Origin of the sequence: Achromobacter sp. UMC71 (assembly GCF_014170305.1) — a bacterium.
Lineage (GTDB): Bacteria > Pseudomonadota > Gammaproteobacteria > Burkholderiales > Burkholderiaceae_B > Achromobacter.
Genome location: NZ_LZZT01000049.1, coordinates 19435 through 37684, shown reverse-complemented (window position 1 = coordinate 37684; position 18250 = coordinate 19435). Strand labels below are relative to the sequence as shown.

17 protein-coding genes and 1 pseudogene are annotated in these 18250 nt (G+C 66.4%); 6 read left to right on the top strand and 12 right to left on the bottom strand.

All coding sequences use genetic code 11. From position 1 onward, the window contains the following. Positions 1–105: 105 nt before the first annotated feature. Positions 106–1074 carry a LysR substrate-binding domain-containing protein gene (locus A9974_RS24750; protein ID WP_183006832.1) on the bottom strand — a complete coding sequence of 323 codons (969 nt, stop codon included), beginning with the start codon at positions 1072–1074 and terminating at the stop codon, positions 106–108. Positions 1075–1174: 100 nt separating this feature from the next. Here A9974_RS24750 and A9974_RS24745 point away from each other — a divergent pair, with 100 nt between their 5' ends. After that, entirely contained in the window at positions 1175–1993 is an 819-nt protein-coding gene (locus tag A9974_RS24745) for a 2-keto-4-pentenoate hydratase (protein ID WP_183006831.1), read from the top strand. A 17-nt stretch (positions 1994–2010) separates the two neighbouring features. On the opposite strand, the gene A9974_RS24740 is transcribed toward A9974_RS24745, so the two are convergent. Further along, on the bottom strand, positions 2011–2961 hold the full coding sequence (locus A9974_RS24740; RefSeq protein ID WP_183006830.1) for an AraC family transcriptional regulator: 951 nt from the start codon (positions 2959–2961) through the stop codon (positions 2011–2013). A gap of 320 nt (positions 2962–3281) precedes the next feature. On the opposite strand from A9974_RS24740, the gene A9974_RS24735 reads away from it, so the two are divergent. Continuing rightward, positions 3282–4328 carry an aldo/keto reductase gene (locus A9974_RS24735; protein WP_183006829.1) on the top strand — a complete coding sequence of 349 codons (1047 nt, stop codon included), beginning with the start codon at positions 3282–3284 and terminating at the stop codon, positions 4326–4328. 122 nt (positions 4329–4450) lie between these two features. Beyond that, a pseudogene (locus A9974_RS24730) lies at positions 4451–5203 on the top strand (YoaK family protein); the annotation flags it as partial. A 31-nt stretch (positions 5204–5234) separates the two neighbouring features. On the opposite strand, the gene A9974_RS24725 reads toward A9974_RS24730, so the two are convergent. From A9974_RS24725 to A9974_RS24715, 3 genes are all read right to left on the bottom strand, one after another. Then, a complete protein-coding gene (locus tag A9974_RS24725) occupies positions 5235–6044 on the bottom strand; it encodes a hypothetical protein (RefSeq protein WP_183006827.1) in 810 nt (269 codons plus the stop codon). Positions 6045–6115: 71 nt separating this feature from the next. Further along, entirely contained in the window at positions 6116–6850 is a 735-nt protein-coding gene (locus A9974_RS24720; protein ID WP_255468315.1) for a tetratricopeptide repeat protein, read from the bottom strand. A 169-nt stretch (positions 6851–7019) separates the two neighbouring features. Next, the gene (locus A9974_RS24715; RefSeq protein WP_183006826.1) at positions 7020–7565 is read right to left on the bottom strand and encodes a fasciclin domain-containing protein; all 546 of its coding nucleotides are present in this window, start codon (positions 7563–7565) and stop codon (positions 7020–7022) included. A gap of 290 nt (positions 7566–7855) precedes the next feature. Between A9974_RS24715 and A9974_RS24710 the strand changes: the two genes are divergently transcribed. Then, positions 7856–8521, top strand: a complete 666-nt coding sequence (locus A9974_RS24710; protein ID WP_183006825.1) for a thiopurine S-methyltransferase — start codon at positions 7856–7858, stop codon at positions 8519–8521. Continuing rightward, positions 8518–9144: a hypothetical protein gene (locus tag A9974_RS24705; RefSeq protein WP_183006824.1), complete on the top strand. Its 627-nt coding sequence runs from the start codon at positions 8518–8520 to the stop codon at positions 9142–9144. Before A9974_RS24710 ends, A9974_RS24705 begins: the two co-directional genes overlap by 4 nt. A 25-nt stretch (positions 9145–9169) precedes the next feature. On the opposite strand, the gene A9974_RS24700 is transcribed toward A9974_RS24705, so the two are convergent. From A9974_RS24700 to A9974_RS24685, 4 genes are all read right to left on the bottom strand, one after another. Continuing rightward, the gene (locus tag A9974_RS24700) at positions 9170–9769 is read right to left on the bottom strand and encodes a hypothetical protein (RefSeq protein ID WP_183006823.1); all 600 of its coding nucleotides are present in this window, start codon (positions 9767–9769) and stop codon (positions 9170–9172) included. A gap of 206 nt (positions 9770–9975) precedes the next feature. After that, entirely contained in the window at positions 9976–12567 is a 2592-nt protein-coding gene (gene acnB, locus A9974_RS24695; RefSeq protein WP_183006822.1) for a bifunctional aconitate hydratase 2/2-methylisocitrate dehydratase, read from the bottom strand. 301 nt (positions 12568–12868) lie between these two features. Next, entirely contained in the window at positions 12869–13777 is a 909-nt protein-coding gene (locus A9974_RS24690; RefSeq protein ID WP_183006821.1) for an FxLYD domain-containing protein, read from the bottom strand. Next, positions 13767–14648, bottom strand: coding sequence for an FxLYD domain-containing protein (locus tag A9974_RS24685; protein WP_183006820.1), 882 nt, complete (start codon positions 14646–14648; stop codon positions 13767–13769). Before A9974_RS24685 ends, A9974_RS24690 begins: the two co-directional genes overlap by 11 nt. Before the next feature lie 412 nt (positions 14649–15060). Here A9974_RS24685 and A9974_RS24680 point away from each other — a divergent pair, with 412 nt between their 5' ends. Continuing rightward, complete coding sequence (locus tag A9974_RS24680; protein ID WP_183006819.1) at positions 15061–15825, top strand: TSUP family transporter; 765 nt, start codon at positions 15061–15063, stop codon at positions 15823–15825. 59 nt (positions 15826–15884) lie between these two features. On the opposite strand, the gene A9974_RS24675 is transcribed toward A9974_RS24680, so the two are convergent. The 3 genes from A9974_RS24675 to A9974_RS24665 form a co-directional block, all read right to left on the bottom strand. Further along, entirely contained in the window at positions 15885–16325 is a 441-nt protein-coding gene (locus A9974_RS24675; protein ID WP_183006818.1) for a CBS domain-containing protein, read from the bottom strand. Continuing rightward, positions 16309–16776: a type II toxin-antitoxin system RelE/ParE family toxin gene (locus A9974_RS24670; RefSeq protein ID WP_183006817.1), complete on the bottom strand. Its 468-nt coding sequence runs from the start codon at positions 16774–16776 to the stop codon at positions 16309–16311. Before A9974_RS24670 ends, A9974_RS24675 begins: the two co-directional genes overlap by 17 nt. A gap of 437 nt (positions 16777–17213) precedes the next feature. Further along, positions 17214–18227 carry a proline racemase family protein gene (locus A9974_RS24665; protein WP_183006816.1) on the bottom strand — a complete coding sequence of 338 codons (1014 nt, stop codon included), beginning with the start codon at positions 18225–18227 and terminating at the stop codon, positions 17214–17216. Between the last annotated feature and the right edge of the window lie 23 nt (positions 18228–18250).

Here is an 18250-nt window from a genome sequence, read left to right as displayed (position 1 = left end):
GGGCGGGGCCGGTGGCCGCGCCGGGGTCAGAAACTTGAGTGGATAGCCGTCATCCTAAATACAAGGTGAATGTGCCGGTAGTACGTTAAAGCTGTCTTCAGTGTTCTATATGTCGGACAGTTGGGGCGGCGTATGGATAAGTAGCCCATGGCGGCGCTGCGCCGTAGCTTCCAGTTCGGCGACGCGCTGGTATTCCTGGGACATGAAATCCAGCAGTTCGCGCACGGCCGGCAACAGGCCCCGGCGCGACGGGAACACCGCGTGCACGTTGCCGGGTTCGGGCTGCCAGGCGCCACCCACGTTCACCAGACGCCCGGTGTCCAGCTCCTCGTGGATCATCAGCAGCGGCAGGGACACCACGCCCACCCCGCGCAGGGCGGCCTGCTTCAGGGCCAGCATGTCGTCGGTGACCAGGCGCGGGGTGAACGGCACGGCCAGACGGGCGCCATCCGCGCCCTGCAACTGCCACTGGCAATCGCGCTGCTCGACGCCCAGCGCCAGCGTCGGCATCTGGCTGAGGCGCTCGGGATCGCCCAGGCGGCCCGCCTGGCGCGCCAGCGCCGGGCTGGCGGCCAGGCATTGGCACCCCAGGCCCAGGTGTTTCATGACCAGGTCGCTGCTTTCGATGGGGCCGAAGCGCACCCGCACGGCCAGGTCGTAACCTTCGCGCAGCACGTCGACGGGACGGCTGAAGCTCTTCAGGTACACGTGCACTTTCGGGCACTTTTCCATGAACCGGGCCACTACGTCGCCCAGGAAGTAGTAGATCAGCGCCGGCGGCGCGCTCATGCGGATCGTGCCCTGGGGCTCGGCATGGGTGCGGTCGATGACGTCCTGGGCGGCTTCGGCGCCCGCCAGCATGGACAGGCATTGGTCGAAGTATTCCTGGCCCAGCTCGGTCACCGCGAAGCTGCGGGTCGAGCGCTGGATCAGCCGCACACCCAGCCGTTCTTCGAGCAGGGCGATACGACGGCTGAGGCGCGATTTTGGAATGCCCAGGGCGCGCCCGGCCGGCGCGAAGCCGCCGCCGCGCACCACCTGCACGAAGTAATAGAGGTCATTCAGGTCTTGCATGGGGACGTGTCGGGATTCGCGGTGGGGGAGATCGAGGTCCAAGCATATCGCCGATTCTGATCTACAGTGGGATATCGACGGGACGGCGCGGAGGCGCGACATGACGGTTCTGGATCTGGAGGGCATGGCGCGCGAGGTCATGGCCGCGCAGGACGGCGCGGCATCGATCGCGCCGTTGACGGCGCGTCACCCGGGCTTCTCCCTGGCGGCGGCCTACGAGGTGGCGGGACGCATCCACCGTCTGCGGACGGACGGCGGCGCGCAATTGGCGGGGCGCAAGATCGGCTTTACCAACGCGGCCATGTGGGCCGCGCTGGGCGTGTCGTCACCCGTCTGGGGGCGGGTCTACCAGCACACGCTGACCCTGGACGACGGCGGCGAGCTGCGCTGCCCGGCCGGCGCTTGCGCCGAGCCCCGGATCGAACCGGAGATCGTGCTGCATTTCCATACCGCGCCGCCGGCCACGCAAGACCTGGAGCGGATCCTGGCCTGCGTGGACTGGATCGCGCATGGCGTCGAGATCGTGCAGTCGCATTACCCCGCCTGGCGGTTCCAGGCGGCCGACACGGTGGCCGACAACGCTTTGCACGCTGCGCTGTTCGTGGGGCCGGGCAAGACGCCGGCCGAACTGGGGCCCGATGTGATCGAGCAGTTGGCAGCGTGCCGGGTGACGCTGTCCTGCGATGGCGCGCTGCGTGAAACGGGTACCGGCGCCAACGCGCTGGGCGGCCCGCTGCAGGCCATGGCCCATCTGCTGATAACGCTGGCCGACCGGCCCGCCGACGAAGCGATCCAGGCGGGCGAGCTGGTCACGACCGGCACGCTGACGATGGCCTATCCGGTCCATGCCGGACAGGTGTGGAACACCGCGATCGACGGGCTGGCCTTGCCCGGCATGCGGATCGCGGTCACGGACTAGGGGGCGCTTGCCGAGGATCAGGCAGCAAGCGCCTCGTCCTTCCAGCGTTGCTTGTCGCGCAGGGGCGGGGTGCCGAACAGGCGGCTGTATTCGCGGCTGAACTGCGATGAACTCTCATAGCCCACGGCGTGCGCGGCCAGGGCCACTCCGGCGTCGTCAGTCAGCATCAGCCGGCGTGCTTCCTGCAGGCGCAGGTGTTTCTGGTATTGCAGCGGGCTCATCGCGGTGGCCTGCTTGAAATGATGGTGCAGCGACGACACGCTCATGTGCACGTCGCGGGCAATTTCCTCGACCCGCAGCGGCTGGGCGTAGTTATCGCGCAGGATGCGGATGGCCTTGGCCACGCGGTTGAGCTGGCTGTCCTGCAGCACGGTCTGGCGCAGCACCACGCCCTGGCCGTTCATCAGCAGGCGGTACAGCAGCTCGCGCTTGACCATGGGCGCCAGGATCGGGATGTCGCGCGGCGAGTCCAGCAAGCGCAGCAGGCGCAGCATCACGTCCAGCAGCGTGCCGCCCAGCGGATTGACGCACATGGCGCGCGAGGCCTCGGCCGGCAACAGCGGCGGCAGGTTCTCGTCGCTGATCAGCGCGGAGATCTCCTCTGGATTCAGGTCCAGCCGCAGGCCCAGATACGGCAAGGTGGGGCTGGCCACCGACACCTTGGCCACCACCGGCAGGTCCACCGACGAGATCAGGTAGTGGAACGGGTCGTACTCGTAGGATTCGTCACCGATCAGCAGGCGCTTGGAGCCCTGCGCGATCACGGCCAGCGCTGCTTTCTGCAGGGCGGGCTTGGGGCCGGTGGGTTGCGAGATGCGGTGCAGGAACAGGCCTTCGATGGGCGTGTCCAGCGATCCCTCCAGCGTGCCGGTCATGCGTTCCAGCAGGCACAGCAGTTCGCGCCGGGCGGGTTCGAAAGCGACGTCCAGCAACGTGGCGGTGGCCGGCGGGGTGGGACTGGGAGGCATGGGGCAGCTCCGTGAATAGCGGTCTTGCGCGCGCGTGAGGCGAGGGGGCGCCAGAGGATCAGGCGGTATCGAGTGTAGACCCAACCAAGCGCTGGCTGAACCATCTGCCGCAGCGCCACGGACAAATAGGCAAGAAGTGCGGAGGATCGGGCGGATACCGGCCGGTAGGTCCTCACGCCAGAGAATCAGGCAAAAAAAGGGCAGGATCGAGCATCCGTTCCCCGGGCCGCCAGACGCATACTGTTTTCACCCCCGGCCCCGCGCCATCGCCCTGCCATCCCGGCCCGGGCGGCGCGCCGCGCCCCAGAAGGAGTGCAATGATGCGGTACAAAAAATTCGGCAGCACCGGCCTGTTCGTCTCGGAACTTTGCCTGGGCACCATGACCTTCGGTGGCGAAGGCGAATTGTGGAGCAAGATCGGCGACCTGCAGCAGGAAGACGCCAATCGCCTGGTGGGGCGCGCGCTTGACGCGGGCGTCAATTTCATCGACACCGCGGACGTGTATTCGGAAGGCCGCTCCGAGGTCATCACCGGGCAGGCGCTGCGCGACCTGAACGTGGCGCGCGACGACGTGGTCATCGCCACCAAGGTGTTCGGCCAGACAGGCGCCGGTGTGAATGCCCGCGGCAACTCGCGCTTTCACATCATGGATAGCGTCAAGAAAAGCCTGACGCGTCTGCAACTGGATCACATCGACCTGTACCAGATCCACGGCTTCGACCCGGCCACGCCGGTCGAGGAAACGGTGCGGGCGCTGGACAATCTGGTGCAGCACGGCCACGTGCGCTACGTCGGCGTGTCCAACTGGGCGGCCTGGCAGATCATGAAAGCCCTGGGCATCGCCGAGCGTCTGGGCCTGGCCCGCTTCGAGTCGCTGCAGGCGTACTACACCATCGCCGGCCGCGACCTGGAACGCGAGATCGTGCCGCTCCTGCAAAGCGAGGGCGTCGGCCTGATGGTCTGGAGCCCCTTGGCGGGCGGCCTGCTTAGCGGCAAGTACAGCCGCGACGGCCAGGCCGAGGCCGGCAGCCGCCGCGCCCAGTTCGACTTCCCGCCGGTGGACCGTGACCGCGCGTTCGACAGCATCGATGCGTTGCGCAAGGTGGCGGATGCGCGCGGGGTGTCGGTGGCGCAAGTGGCGCTGGCCTGGCTGCTGCACCAGCGTTCGGTGACCAGCGTCATCATCGGCGCCAAGCGGGTCGATCAGCTGGACGACAACCTGGCGGCCACCGCGATCAAGCTGACGTCCGAAGAACTGGAGCAGCTGGACAAGGTCAGCGCGCTGCCGCCGGAATATCCGGGCTGGATGCACGTGCGCCAGGGCGAGTTCCGCCGCAAGCAGCTGGCGGAGTCGGACGCGGCCTGAACTGCCGCGACCGGGGCGGCTGCGCAGGCGGTCGACGCACGCGCCCCGGCGGTAGAATCCTGGGACCGGGCGCGGCGGGCTTGGCCGGCCGCGCTGACCTGTTTCCGGGAGCTTTCACGGCCGTGCCCATTCCCTTTCTGCGCCAGCTCACCGCGGTCAGCCGCACGCCGCAGGCCAACCGGCGGCTGGCCTATTTCCTGACCTTCACCGCGGGCGCCGTCAACGCGGGCGGCTTCCTGGCGGTGCAGCAGTACACCTCGCACATGTCGGGCATCGTGTCGATGATGGCCGACCACATGGCACTGGGCGGCCTGGCGGTGGTATTGCAGGGCCTGGCCGCGCTGCTGTCGTTCCTGGCGGGGGCGGCCACGTCGGCTTCGCTGATCCATTTCGGACGCCGCTCGCACCTGGCCAGCGAGTTTGCGCTGCCACTGCTGGTCGAGGCCTTGCTGCTGCTGGTGTTCGGTCTGCTGGGCGCCAATCTGGAAACGCTGCGCTGGTTCTACGTGCCGGGCACCGTGATGCTGCTGTGCTACATCATGGGCCTGCAGAACGCGATGATCACCAAGGTCTCCAAGTCCGAGATCCGTACCACCCACGTGACCGGCATGGTCACCGATATCGGCATTGAACTGGGCAAGCTGTTCTATTGGAATCTGGCGCGGGCCGACGCGGTGGACACGCCGCCGGTGCGGGCCGACCGCGGCAAGCTCATCGTACTGAGCTGGATGGTCACGCTGTTCTTTGCTGGCGGCGTGACGGGCGCGTATTCGTTCTTCCACTACGGCTTTGGCTCCACGCTGCCGCTGGCGCTGTTCCTGATGGTGCTGGCGGCGGTGCCGGTGGCCGACGATATCCGGCTTTTTCTTACGCGCTAGGGCCGGTGCGAGGCGCCTTGCAGTGCTATCAGGCGCTGGCGTGGGCCAGGAACACCTGCAACGCGGCGGCCGTCTGCCAGTGCAGGCTGGCCAGCCGCGCGTCCTTGGCGGGTTCCGTGATCGCACGGCCCCGTGCGTCCAAGGCGTAGGGTTCGCCCAGCAGCCGCGCCATGTCGATCTGGTAGAAACTGCTGTCGCCGTAGGGACGCTTGCCGTCGATATACGGCATGGGCCAATACGCGTCGCCCTCGCGCAGCACGGCTTCCAGCGCGTCTGTGCCGGCATCGCGCCAATTCGCCGCGCGCAGCAGGGCAAGATGTTCGCCCCGTAGCTGGAAATTGCCCTGCGCGTCGACGCCGCTGTCGGGAAAGTCAAAGGCCTCGCGCCGCGCCGCCGGCACGACATAGCGGCCGGGGGCAAGGCGGCCGATTTCACGCACATAGGATGGCACCAGCCGGCTGACTTCCGCCAGCCGCTGCGCCGCCCGGCTTCGGTCGTGGGTGCCGAGCAAGGCCATCGCCGCGCCGATCGTGTCCTTGCCGCCCAGCGGATTTTCGAATTCGATGCCCGGCGCGCCCGACTCTACGGGAATCCAGATCACCCCCAGGTGGCGCATCAGGCTGGCATGGTCCGCGTTATAGCGGATGCCGGCCAGGTCTGCCTTGAACACCCGGCGGATGAGGGCGTCCCGGTCTTGGGAAGGCGTGGCGCCGGCCGCCGCCGCCACGCGCAGCGGTGCGCAGGCCAGCGCCGCCAGCGACAGCGTCAGGGCGCGGCGCGCGGGGGATGTGATGGCGGGCGGCCGGCTGGGGTTCGGCACGGCCTGATCGGACGGCATGAAGGGCATCGGCGGCTCCTGCGGCGGTGGATGGCTCGGGTGTCGGCAAACCTTCGGGGCGAACGGGGAGGCTATCGCGGCAGCGACGCCAGCTCGGCCTCGGCGCGGCCATAGCCGGGCTGCACCCGCAGCGCCGCTTCGTAGCTGGCGCGGGCGTCGGCCTGGCGGCCCTGGCGCCGCAGCAGCAGTCCCTGGTTGGTCAGGATCTGGGCGCTGGGGGGTGTTCCGGCTACCGCCCGTTCGTACGCCCTAAGGGCCTCGGGCTCGCGGTCCAGGCCGTCCAGCAGCGCCGCTTCCAGGTTCAGGCCTATGCTCCATTGCGGATAGCGCGCGGTCAGTGCGCGCGCCGTGGCCAGCGCGTTGGGCAAGTCCCGCAGTTCGGCCTGTGCGCCGGCCTTGTTGACATAGAACCAGCGGTTGTCCGGGCTCAGCTTGATGGCCTCATCGAATAGCTGCACCGCCGCCCCTGGCTGGCCATTGACGGCTTGCAGTTTGCCCAGGAAGTTCTTGACGTCGGCATTGGCGGGATCGCGGCGCGATAGGTCTTCGGCGATGCGGCGCGCCTGTTCCGGATCGTTGGCGCGCAAGGCGGCCGAGATCTGCTGATTCATGGCTTGCAGGGGCGCGGGCCACTGCTGGATACGGGCACGCAAGGCCGCGCTTTCCGCGGCCAGTTCTGCCTTGTAGGCGTTGTCGAATTCCGGCGCCGGTTGCGGTTGCGCTTGCGCGTTCGCAGCGGCAATCAGGCTGGTCAGCAGCAGGGCGAGCCACAGGCCACGGAGCAGGCGGCATGAAGGGCCGGACAACGATCGGAGAGGGCGGCGCAGCGTTGCGATCATGGCGGGCGGGCAGGGGGCGAAGGCCCTACGATATCGCGAATCCGCGTTTCACCGCCGCCCATGGCAAGGCCCGGCGTTGCCGCCGGGCCGGATCCTCATCCCGCGCCGCAGCGGCCGCGGGGCAGGCGATGCGCGCTTACTTGGGCATCAGCACGCTGTCGATCACGTGGATCACGCCGTTGGACTGGTAGACGTCGTAGGTGCTGATGGTGGCGACGCCGCCCTTTTCGTCCTTGACGGTCAGGTTGTGCTTGCCGTTCATCGTGACCCAGAGCTTGCCGCCGCTGACCGTGGTCAGCTCGGTGACGCCGCCCTTCTTGGCCTTGGCGGCCAAGGCGTCGAAGTCCAGTTTGCCCGGCACCACGTGATAGGTCAGGATCTTGGTCAGGGTGGCCTTGTTTTCCGGCTTGACCAGGGTGTCGACCGTGCCGGCCGGCAGCTTGTTGAAGGCGGCGTTGGTGGGCGCGAAGACCGTGAACGGCCCCTTGCCCTGCAGCGTGTCCACCAGGCCGGCGGCCTTCACGGCCGCGACCAGAGTGGTGTGGTCGGCGGAATTGACCGCGTTGGCGACGATGTTCTTGCTGGGCATCATCGCTTGACCGCCCACCATGACGTCGGCCGCGTAGGTCGGCGACAGGGTCAGGGCGGAGCAGGCGATGGCAATCGAGGCTAGCAATTTCATGACGATCTCCTTTTTGTTGGCCGTCACGAACACATACGGCGCTGGCCGCTGGCTGGATGCGGATTACGGATTAGGACAAACCCTAGGTCGAGCCCGAAGCCTCTGTGTCCGCCATCCGGCGCGGCACGCAGACCGCCGCGCGGGGTAAACGCGTCATTCGGGCGCTTGTTCCCCATGCTGACCCGGCGCCGGACAGGTAGTATCTGGGGGTCTTGCCAAGCTGCGCACCGGCGCGCGGCACCGCCCGCGAATGGAGTTATTCGCTATTTTCCGGAGGATAAATACAAAGCATGGACGCGGAATTCTGGTTGGAACGCTGGCGCGACGGACGCACGCATTTTCATCAAACACGCGTGACGCCCCTGTTACAGAAATACTGGCCGACGCTGTCGGCGCCCCCAGGGGGCAAGGTGCTGGTGCCGCTATGCGGCAAGTCGCTGGACATGGTCTGGCTGGCGGCGCAGGGTTTCCAGGTGCTGGGCGTGGAACTGTCCCAATTGGCGGTCGAGCAATTCTTCACCGAAAACGAGCTCAAGCCCGTCATCCACGACACCGCCTACGGCAAGCACTACGTGGCGGGCAATATCGAGATCATCTGCGGCGATATCTTCAAGCTGGATGCGCAATTGCTGTCGCACTGCGTGGGCGCCTACGACCGCGCGGCGCTGGTGGCGTTGCCGGCCGACATGCGCGGTGCCTATGTGCGCCATGTCTACGGACAATTGGCGCCGGGCTATCGCGGCCTGCTGATCACCCTGGACTACCCCCAGGAAGAAATGGAAGGCCCGCCGTTCGCGCTGGTCGACGCCGACGTGCAGGCCCTGTTCGCCGGCGTCTCGCCAGCGGTCATCATTGACCGCCGCGATATCCTGGCCAAGGAACCCAAGTTCGCCGAACGTGGCGTGAGCCGGCTGGACACGGTGGTGTACCGGCTGGGGGGGCAATCGCAGCCATGATCGCCAAACAGATCGCCGCCCTGATCGGGGGCATCACGATGACGCTGGCTTGCCAGGCGCAGCAGCCCGCGCAGACGCCCGCGGCGGGATCGTCGGCGCAGCCGCCCGCCGTCGGCGCCTGGCGCAAGGTGTCCGATGCCCAGCTCAGTCAGCAATACCGCTACTCGATGCTGCCCGGCGTGGTTGCCGCGGGCAGCAAGTGGGCGGCCTACGATTTCAAGGCAGGCAAGACCGTGTGTTGCCTGGTCGTGGCCGGGCCGGAAATCAGCGAGGCCGAGCTGGACAGCACCTATGGCATTCCGGGCCCGTGGATCACCGATCTGGTCAACGGCTGGAACCTGGACGCTGCGCCGTACCGGCCCCGCGTGCAACTCCTGCGGGCGGAAGGGGCTTTGCGCGACTACGAATTCTCGGACATGGCCGGCGAATTGGGCGGCCTGCTGCTGCCCACCCAGGCCCAGGCGGTCGCCCCGGGCACGCTCGAGCTCGACGGCAAACGTTATGCCGTGGAACGCGAAGAAGTGTCGCTGGCCAGCGGGGACGGCATGGTGCATGCCTATGCACTGCGCCCGGCCCAGGGCGGCAAGCCCTTGGCGGTCGAGGTTCCCTACGGGATCTATTGAGCGCGCGGCGTGCCGGTTGCGGCGTTCAGAAGAACCAGCCGCCGCGCGTGAGGTCTTTTTCGCAGCTCTTGTACTGGGCGGCGAACTTGTCGGCGCGCGCCTGCACTTTCTGTGACACCGTCTTGAGCCAGGCCTTGCGGTCGTAGCTGCGGTTGCGGTAGCCCGTCCAGCCCTCGTGGTAGTTCAGGTACTGGCCGTAGGCGTCGGACTTGGACACGCCGTTCAGGCGCTGGGTCTTGTTCATATACCACCCCATGAAGTCCAGGGCGTCCGCGAAGTTGTCGCGGCTGGAGCCCCAGCCGCCCGCGTCTTTCTTGTAGTCGCCCCAGGTCTCGTCCTTGGCCTGGGCATAGCCGTAGGCGGAGCTCACCCGGCCCCAGGGGATGATGCCCAGGAAGTAATAGCGTGGTGGCACGGCGTCCTGCTTGAACGAGGACTCCTGGTACATCATGGCCATCGGCACGGGCACCGGCGCGCCCCATTTCTTCTGCACCTTCAGCGCGGCGTCGTGCCAGTCGGGCTTTTCGCGGAAGATCGCGCAGATGTTCTCGGGATTCGAAGGCGGGGCCGTGGCGCAACCGGCCAGCGCCGTCAGCAGCGGCAGCGGCAGCAAGAGCCGTGTCATTGGCAGTCTTCTCCTGGTGCCGGCGGCCGGCGATTAGGGATTTTGTGTCATTGGTTACTGTGATTGTATGAAAACGTATCGCCCTAAAAGTTCCGTCCCCGACTAAATAGGCGCCATGGCGCGGTCCGGGCCGGCGCCGCCCAAAGAAAAACGGCCCCGGATCGCTCCGGGGCCGTCCGCAGGCAAGCCTGGCGGAGAACAGAGGCTTACACCTCGATCACGTCCGCCACGTCCTTGTAGTCGGCGATCTTGTCGAAGTTCAGGTACTGATAGATCTGGTCGCCGCTCTTGTTGATGACGCCCATGTCGGTCATGTACTCGTCCTTGGTCGGGATCCGGCCCAGCTTCGAGCAGATCGCGGCCAGTTCGGCCGAACCCAGGTACACGTTGGTGTTCTTGCCCAGGCGGTTCGGGAAGTTGCGCGTGCTGGTCGACATGACCGTCGCGCCTTCACGCACTTGGGCCTGATTGCCCATGCACAGCGAGCAGCCCGGCATTTCGGTGCGGGCGCCGGCGGTGCCGAACACGCCGTAGTGGCCTTCCTCGGTCAGTTGCGTGGCATCCATCTTGGTGGGCGGGGCCACCCACAGCTTGACGGGGATGTCGCGCTTGCCTTCCAGCAGCTTGGAGGCTGCGCGGAAGTGGCCGATGTTGGTCATGCAGCTGCCGATGAACACTTCGTCGATCTTGGCGCCGGCGACTTCCGACAGCGTCTTGACGTCGTCCGGGTCGTTCGGGCAGGCCACGATGGGCTCGTGCACGTCGGCCAGGTCGATCTCGATGACGGCGGCGTATTCGGCGTCGGCATCCGGCTTGAGCAGCTGCGGGTCGGCCAGCCAGGCTTCCATGGCCTTGATGCGGCGGCCCAGCGTGCGTTCGTCTTCGTAGCCGTTGGCGATCATCCACTTCAACATCACGATGTTGCTGTTGATGTACTCGATGATCGGTTCCTTGTTCAGGTACACCGAGCAGCCGGCGGCCGAACGTTCAGCCGACGCGTCCGACAGTTCGAAGGCTTGTTCGACCTTCAGGTCGGGCAGGCCTTCGATTTCCAGGATGCGGCCGGAGAAGATGTTCTTCTTGCCTTGCTTGGCAACCGTCAGCAGGCCTTGCTTGATGGCGTACAGCGGAATGGCGTTGACCAGGTCTCGCAGGGTCACGCCGGGTTGCAGCTTGCCCTTGAAGCGGACCAGCACCGATTCCGGCATGTCCAGCGGCATCACGCCGGTGGCGGCGGCGAAGGCGACCAGGCCCGAGCCGGCCGGGAACGAGATGCCGATGGGGAAGCGGGTGTGCGAGTCGCCGCCGGTGCCGACGGTGTCGGGCAACAGCATGCGGTTCAGCCACGAGTGGATCACGCCGTCGCCCGGGCGCAGCGACACGCCGCCACGGGTGCTGATGAATTCCGGCAGCGTGTGGTGCGTCTTCACGTCCACGGGCTTGGGGTAGGCGGCGGTGTGGCAGAACGACTGCATCACCAGGTCGGCCGAGAAGCCCAGGCAGGCCAGGTCCTTCAGCTCGTCGCGGGTCATCGGGCCGGTGGTGTCCTGGCTGCCGACCGAGGTCATCTTGGGTTCGCAGTAGGTGCCCGGGCGGATGCCGCGGCCTTCCGGCAGGCCGCAGGCGCGGCCGACCATCTTCTGGGCCAGCGTGAAGCCCTTGCCCGTGTCGACCGGGTCCTTGGGCAGGCGGAACAGCGTCGACGGCGCCAGGCCCAGCGCTTCGCGCGCCTTGCCCGTCAGGCCGCGGCCGATGATCAGCGGAATGCGGCCGCCGGCGCGCACTTCGTCGAACAGCACGTCGGACTTCACTTCGAATTCGGCGATGACTTCGCCGTTCTTGATGGCCTTGCCTTCGTACGGGCGCAGTTCAACCACGTCGCCCATTTCCATCTTGGACACGTCCAGCTCGATCGGCAGGGCGCCGGCGTCTTCCATGGTGTTGTAGAAGATCGGGGCGATCTTGTTGCCCAGGCAGACGCCGCCAAAGCGCTTGTTCGGCACGAAGGGGATGTCTTCGCCGGTGAACCACAGCACCGAGTTGGTGGCGGACTTGCGCGAGGAACCGGTACCGACCACGTCGCCCACGTAGGCGACGAGGTGGCCCTTTTCCTTCAGCGATTCGATGAACTTGACCGGGCCGCGCTTGCCGTCTTCTTCCGGTTGGAAAGCCGCGCCGTCGCGCTTGTTCTTCAGCATCGCCAGGGCGTGCATCGGAATGTCGGGGCGGGTGGTGGCGTCCGGGGCGGGCGACAGGTCATCGGTGTTGGTTTCGCCGGGCACCTTGAAGACCGTGATGGTCAGGCTTTCGGGCAGTTCCGGACGGCTGGTGAACCATTCGGCATCAGCCCAGCTTTGCATCACGGACTTGGCGTTGGCGTTGCCCTTGTCGGCCTTTTCCTTCACGTCGTGGAAGGCGTCGAACATCAACAGGGTCTTTTTCAGCGCATCGGCGGCGATCGTGCCGATTTCCGCATCGTCGAGCAGTTGGACCAGCGGGCCAATGTTGTAGCCGCCCAGCATCGTGCCGAGCAGTTCGGTCGCCTTGGCGCGGCTGATCAGGGCACAAGCTTCCGAGCCCAGGGCGACGGCGGCCAGATACGAAGCCTTGACCTTGGCGGCGTCATCCACGCCGGCCGGAACACGGTGGGTCAGCAGCTCGACCAGATTCTGCTCTTCGCCGGCGGGCGGGTTCTTCAGCAGTTCGATCAGTTCAGCGGTTTGTTTGGCCGTCAGGGGCAGCGGGGGAATCCCCAGAGCCGCGCGTTCGGCAACGTGTTGGCGGTAAGTATCCAGCATGTGAGGCCTGCTTAAAGTCGGGTTGGAAGAAGGGTTTACGGCAGGAATTGTAGAAGGAAGAAGGGGCGCAAGCAAATGTCTTATATCTTATATAAGACTTGGATCGATAGCCGTTGCGAGAAGGCCACGGCGCCCGCGGACGGCGGAGCCCGAACGGGGGTGGCGGGGGCGTCTTGCGAGGAATCGGCCAGCGAGGACAGTGGCCGGAAGGAATAAATAGGGACAGAAAAACAGGGGGCTGGCGGCCCCCTGTTTTGCAGATATTGACGAGGGGGGGTGAGGGGCGCGCCCTGTTCCGCGCCTAGTTGGCTTTGGCGTCGTACACCACGGCCACCCGGGCGAAGTTGCCGCCGTATTGCTTGACGTCCACCTTGAACGGTGCGCTTTCGCCGGGTTGGAGCTTGGGCAGCTTCAGTTCCGAATATTGGGCGCCCGACAGCCTGTCCTGCGCGTCGTACAGGCTGACCCACACCTTGACGCTTTGGACCTCGGTCTTGTCGTCGTTGCGCACCCGGCCATGCACCACCACATACTTGTAGCGGAATCGGTAGGTGAAATTCAGCGTGCCGGTGCCGACGGCTGCCTCGGTGTTGTCGACGGTGATGTCCAGCTTGGGGCGTGCGCCGGGCAGCGCGGCGCGTTTGGCGGGTTGCCAATCGGTCTTGATCTCGCTGTAGCGCTCGAAATCCTCGCCTTGCAGCCGCACGGGGATGCGCTCGCCGGGATACAGCATGGACGGCAGCGACCATTCCTGGCGCAGCCGCAGCGGACGGGCGCCGTCGAACACCGACAGCGTCAAGCCGGGCGACAGGGCAATGTAGCCATCGCTGCGGTTGACGACTTCGGCCAGCAGCAGCGGGCGCTCGATTTCGTCCAGCAGGCGCCGCGGCGGAGACAGCGACAGCGCCGCGGGGTCGAACAGCGCGAAGTCCGGGTCCAGCAGTTCCGCCGTGGTCAGGCGCACGTGGTCGATGACGCGCGTATTGGCCGGGCTGACCCGCACGATGCGGCTGGCGGGGGGCGCGGGTTTGGGGGCGGGCTCCGCGGTGGCTATCGCGGCCTGGGTGGTGGTCGTGGCCTTGGCCTTTTCCCAGGGCAGCAGGCCGTTGTGCTTGGCCAGCGCATAACCGCCGGCGGCCAGGATGACCAGCACCAGTCCGGCCTTGGCGGGCAGGGACAGGCGTTTGGGTTCGGAACGGCTAGCTTTCACTTTGCACCATGTAGTCGTAGGAGCCGACCTTGCCCTCGGATAGCATCTCGCAGCGCACGTCGAATGAGGTCACCGCGCCGGGGGCGAGCGAGTTGGCCGAGCCGTAGCCGTTGCCGGTGCCGATCAGCTTGCCATCTTCGCCATACAGCATCACCGTCACCTGCGTGCTGTTGGAAACGGTCGTGTCCTGGTTGCGCAACAGGCCGACCAGGCGGTAGTCGCCGTCGTTGCGTACCAGTTGGACCTTGTCGGCGGCAATCTTCAGCGCGGTGCCGCGGGCGCGGGACGGCACGCTGGGCTCCAGGGTGTAGCGGGTATAGGACGTGTCGGGCAGCGAGATCACCACGGGCGTGTATTCGCCGGGCTGCAGGGTGCGCGCCAGCGGCGACCCGGTAGCGGACGACAGCGTCAGTTCGCCCTGGTAGAACGTGGCGGTGACGCGAGGGCTGTCGATCTTTTCGCCCGTCTCGTTGCGCATCACCATGACCAGCTGGTTGCGGTTGCGCACGCGCCATTGCTGCACATCGGTCAGCTTGACCAGCGAGGCGTCCAGGGGCGGGATGACTGGCATCGGGCGGTAGGGGGGCTGGGTCGGCGAGCCGAGATTGAACGTCAGCGGCACTAGAATCGCCGCCAGCACCACCAGCACGATCGCCACGATGGCGCCCGGCTGCAGTTTGGCCGCCGGAGCAGGCTGCTGGATGCCGCGCAGGATCTTCTCCAGCCGCTGGGCGACGTTGTCCTCGACCAGGGTCACGGCCTGGCAGTGGCTGCACTGGTATTCGTTGGTGTCCAGCTTGATGAACTGCGCGCTGCCGCAAGTGGAGCAGGTCAGTGTCACCGTATTGATCGTGGTCTGTTTGGGCGTCATGCTGGGCGGAAAACGCGCCGGGCTCGACGCGGCGCCGGGATGGCGCGGCAAGACCCGGCAGAGCGTGGCTTACAGGGCGGGAAGGATAGCGGGGGGCGGCGGGAGGCTGGGTGCATGAACGCATCCAGTTATGACAAGATGTATGGGCGGGGCTGCAGACGCGCTTCAAGACTGGGCTCCATGCGGGCGTCCAGGCGGCCCTCCAGACGGGGTTCCCATCGCGTTCCAGGTCGCGGTCTTGGCGGCGGCCGCAGGCTGGGGCCCGGGCAAGGCAGCCAGGCCCTTCCACCCCCGGTGATATCATCGCCCGCGTCCAATCCTCTTCTTGAATACGCCGTTCCCAGTCGTTCCGCTCTTGGCCGCCTTCCGCGCGGCCGGGCCGAGCCGAGGCAGGTCAGGCTCCGCCCGAAGCATGAGCATCTTCCAACACGTGTTGTTCCTCGCCTGCGTGGCGCTGGCCACCTACGCCCAGACCATGACGGGTTTCGCTTTCGGCCTGGTGCTGCTGGGCTTGTCCGGCGTGTTCCAGCTGGCGTCCGTGTCCGATGTGGCCAATGTGGTCAGCGTGCTGTCACTGGTCAATGCCGCCGTCACGCTGGCCCGCGCCAAGCCGCAGGTCAGTTGGCGCTTGATGGCGCCGGCCCTGGCCAGCAGCCTGGTCGGGGTCGGCGTGGGCGTGGCGGCGCTGGCGTGGATCAGCGGGTCCATGGCGGTGCTGCTGCAATTGCTTCTGGGCGTCACCATCATGGCCTGCGCGGTCTTGCTCGTGGCGCGCACCCAGCCGCTGGAACGTATGTCCTCGCGCGGGTCGTTCCTGTTCTTCGGCGGCGTGTCCGGCGTGCTGGGCGGCTTGTTTTCCAGCGCCGGGCCGCCCATGGTGTATCACCTGTACCGCCAGCCCTTGCCGCTGGCGTCCATCCGCAACAGCCTGCTGGTGCTGTTTTCCTTGAACGCCGTGGTGCGCCTGGCGCTGGTGACCGGGCAGGGCGCGTTCAAGGCGAATGCGTTCTGGCTCAGCCTGCAGGCCCTGCCGGTGGTCATTGGCGTGACTTGGGCGGCGCGGCGCTACGGCACCGCCGGGTCGATGAAAACCATCAAGCGGATGGTATTCGTGCTGCTGGTGGCGGCCGGGCTGGGCTTGGTGGTACCCGCGTCCAGGATCCTGGCGGGCGGCTAGCCACCAGGGCTTGGCTGAAGGGCTGTCGGCCGTGGGCCGACAGTTGCCGCGTGGCCAGGTCAGTGCGTCTGGCCGGAAATGTAGCGTTCGAGTTCCGTGATGATGAACTTCTGTTCGCTCATGACATCCTTGACCAGGTCGCCGATGGATACCAGGCCCACCAGCTTCTGGTCGTCGATGACCGGCAGATGGCGGAAGTGCCGTTCGGTCATCAGCGCCATACAGTGTTCGCGGGTGTCTTCCGGGCGCACGTAGAAAACGGAATCGGTCATGATGTCGCGCACTTTGGTGGTACGCGACGAACGGTCCTGCAGCACGATCTTGCGGGCGTAATCGCGCTCGGTCAGCATGCCCAGCACCTCGGTGCCGTCCACCACCACCACCGCGCCGATGCCGCGTTCGGCCATGGTCTTGATGGCGTCGTATACCGACGAGTCCGGCGTGACCGTCACGACGGCCGGGTTGGCCTTTTCCCTGAGAATCTCAGCAACTTTCTTCACGATGTGCTCCCGAATCGCTGGCAAGGTTCAAACGCCGGCCCGTGCCGCCCGACTGCGCGCGGCGAGCGGTATGGCCGTGGCTCCATCCTAAGCCCGGGGCAGGGATTGCCGCAAGCGTCCGATAAACAGGGCGCTGATAGTGCGCCGGGGGTTCCCGCAGCAGATGGCTGTAGTCGCCTCCGCCGTAGAAAATGCCAATGATGGTCACTGACGCGCGTTCGCCCACTTTATAGGCAATCGTGCAGCGTCGCTGATGGTGCAGAAATCGCATATCGGGCGTGACGGTATCGCGCTGCGCGCCCCGGTAGGGAAAACTCGCCAAGTCCAGGCAGGCCCGTACGACATCATCAATGTATCGATCCGCCGCACGGGCGGAGCCCGCAGCGCTGAAGTACCGCTGCATGTCAATGATGTCGCGCAAGGCATCGGGGGCGAACACGACGGGCGTCATGTCAGCGCGATGGGCGAGATGACGCGCGCTCGGCGGCGAGCGCGGCCCGAACGTCGTCGATGGTCAGCAGTCGAGAGGGATCTGCCTGGCAAGCCGCACTGATTGCCTCGACCTGCTCGATCCAGTCTTGCTCATTGGGAAGTTTGTTCCTGGGAATATAGCGGGGCGGCAGTGGCGCGGACCCGCGGTTGGCCGTTGCCGACGCGGAATAGGGGGGGATTGGGCAGCGCAGCATGGAAGGTGCCTTGTCGATTTGGACAAGGACAGACTACGTGTTCCTCTATGCCGCTACAAGCCTTTCCACCCCCGTCAATCCGTCCGATCTCTACTCCGATAACGTCGCGTGACGAGAACGAGGGAACGGGGGGCTGCGGTCATCTTCATCCCTCCAACGCGGAGCGGAGGCGGCCCGCAAGCGCCGGCCGCCTCCCGTCACCTCAACGAATCAGGAACCCCGCGCCCACCGGATCATTCTTGTCGATGACCCAGCGCGCCGTGCCCAGGATGCTGGCCGTGCCCTTGACCGTGGGGCGCACGGCGCGGGTGCCGTTCAGGTTCACCTCGCCCAGCAGGCAGCCCTCGAACGTGCCGCTGCCCAGCAGGCCTTCGGACTTGATCGGCTGGTTCAGGCCCATCTTGCCGCGCGCCTCGAACATCGCCATCATCGCGCTGGTGCCGGTGCCGCCGGGTGAACGGTCCAATTGGCCCGCGCTGAACACGTGCACGTTCTTGTAGAACGCGCCCTCGATCGTCGGCTGGTGCCAGAACGTGATGAAGTTCAGGTTGTTGATGTGCGCCTCGGTCGGATGCTGGATGCGGTGGCGTGCATTGAGCTGGTCGCGCACCAACAGGCCCATGCGCGACAGTTCCGTGCCGTTGTCCGGCGAAATGCGCAGGCCGCAGTTCGACAGGTCGACGATGCCGAAGTAGTTGCCGCCCCACACGATGTCGGCCGACAGCTTGCCGTAGCCCGGCAGTTCCACCGGGATGTCCTGCGCCGCCACATAGGCCGGCACGTTCTCGAAGCGGGTCCACAGCACGTTGTCGCCTTCGGAGGCGACTTCCGACACCACCAGCCCGGCGGTGGTCTCGAAACGGATGCGGGTGATGCCGTCCTTGCCGCGCGGCACCAGGCCGTTGGCCACCATGGCCATGCTGACCGCGATGGTGCCGTGGCCGCACATGTGCGAATACTCGGTGCCGTCGATGTAGATCAGGCCGGCGTCGTACTCAGGGCTGGACGGCGGCGTGAGGAACACGCCGAACATGTCCTTGTGGCCGCGCGGCTCGCGCATCAGCGCCTTGCGCAGCCAGTCGTAGTGCTGTTCCAGGAACGCGCGCTTTTCCAGAATGGTCGAGCCGGCAGGGTACGGAATGCCGCTATGCACGATGCACAAAGGCTCGCCTTCCGTATGGGTATAGATGACATCGAACGCGTCTTGCTTGCGCATGACAGAAGCTCCAGGCGGTAGAT